2 protein-coding genes are annotated in these 1,614 nt (G+C 64.5%); both read left to right on the top strand.

Features of this window, described 5'->3' with window-relative positions:
- On the top strand, nt 1–676 hold a 676-nt coding region (acsF, locus tag DYI24_RS26305), incomplete at its 5' end, for a magnesium-protoporphyrin IX monomethyl ester (oxidative) cyclase (RefSeq protein WP_164574397.1).
- Between the two features lie 13 nt (nt 677–689).
- A partial coding sequence (gene puhE / locus DYI24_RS26310) for a putative photosynthetic complex assembly protein PuhE (protein WP_164574398.1) occupies nt 690–1,614 on the top strand: 925 nt, incomplete at its 3' end.

Below are 1,614 nucleotides of genomic sequence, written 5' to 3' on the forward strand. Positions count from 1 at the left end.
CGGCTTCATCAACGAGATCCTCAAGGATCACGGCATCGGCGTCGACCTGTCGTTCCTGACCAAGGTCAAGAAGTACACCTACTTCCGGCCGAAGTTCATCTTCTACGCGACCTATCTGTCGGAGAAGATCGGCTACGCCCGCTACATCACGATCTATCGCCAGATGGAGCGCCATCCGGAGCTCCGCTTCCACCCGATCTTCAAGTGGTTCGAGCGCTGGTGCAACGACGAGTTCCGGCACGGCGAGGCGTTCGCGCTTCTGATGCGCGCCGATCCGTCGCTGCTGTCCGGCGTCAACAAGCTGTGGATCCGGTTCTTCCTGCTCGCGGTGTTCGCCACGATGTACGTGCGCGACCACATGCGCCCGGCGTTCTATGAAGCGCTCGGGGTCGATGCCACCGACTACGGCATGCAGGTGTTCCGCATCACCACCGAGATCTCCAAGCAGGTCTTCCCGGTGACGATCAATCTCGACGACCCGCGTTTTCTCCAGAACCTCGAGCGGCTGCGGATCGCCGCGGAGAAGATCGACAAGAGCCACCGCCAGGGTCTGCTCGGCAAGTTGAAGCGGCCGTTCTACGCCGCCTCGGCAGCGCTGGCATTCGGCCGACTGTTCCTGCTGCCGGCCAAGCGTAACGAACTGCCGCGCGTCATCGGCCTGCGTCCGGCGTGGTGAGGGGGACGGTGTGATGGTCAGCTACCTCGGCCCACCGGTCTTCGCAGCCTTCGTCTGGTGGTTCTCCACCGGAGCGGTGCTGCTCCTGGTCGGCAGTGTCGGCCGCTCCGAATTGCTGCGGGCGGTGTGCGCCGGGGGAATGCTCACCATCGCGCTGTGCGGCCTGTCGGTCACCGCGCACGACGTCAGCGTCGGCGCGGCCTACATGGCGTTCAGCTGCATCATCTTCCTGTGGGGCGCGCAGGAAATCGCGTTCCTGTCGGGCTGGCTCACCGGCCCGCGGGCCGAACCGTGCCCGCCCGACGCCAAGGGCTTCATGCGCTTCAGCTACGCGCTGCAGGCCATCCTGTATCACGAGCTCTGCCTGCTCGCCTGCGGCGCTGTGGTGCTCGCGGTGACGTTCGGCGCCGAAAACCAGGTCGGGCTGTGGACCTATACGGCGCTGTGGGTGCTGCGTCAGAGCGCCAAGATCAATCTGTTCCTCGGCGTGCCCGTGACCAATGACGAGCTGATGCCGGATGCCGTCCAGTTTCTGAAGACCTACTTCGCCCGCAAGCCGGTGAGCGCGTTCTTCCCGATTTCTGTGACAATGGCGACCGCAGTGCTGGTGGTTATGATCCAGCGCATTGTCGAAGTCGCCGATACGCCGTTTGAAGTGGTTGGTCTCACGCTGGTGTCGACGCTGTTTGCGCTCGGCGTCGTTGAGCATTGGTTCATGCTGCTGCCCCTGCCTGCCATCACGCTGTGGAGCTGGGGCATTCGTCCAGGTTTCTCGCCGGAGAACAACGTCATGGAACAGAAACCCTCCGCCACCATCACGGCTGCATCCGCGCAGGGATCGTCTGCGCAGCTTTCAGAAGCTCCGACCGCCGCTGAGGCTCGCTCCGCCGCGCCGCCGCTCGTCGTCCTCCCCCCCGCCCCCGCCGCAGCGGCGCAGC

The sequence above is a fragment of the Rhodopseudomonas sp. BR0C11 genome, assembly GCF_010820945.1.
Taxonomy (GTDB): domain Bacteria; phylum Pseudomonadota; class Alphaproteobacteria; order Rhizobiales; family Xanthobacteraceae; genus Rhodopseudomonas; species Rhodopseudomonas palustris_H.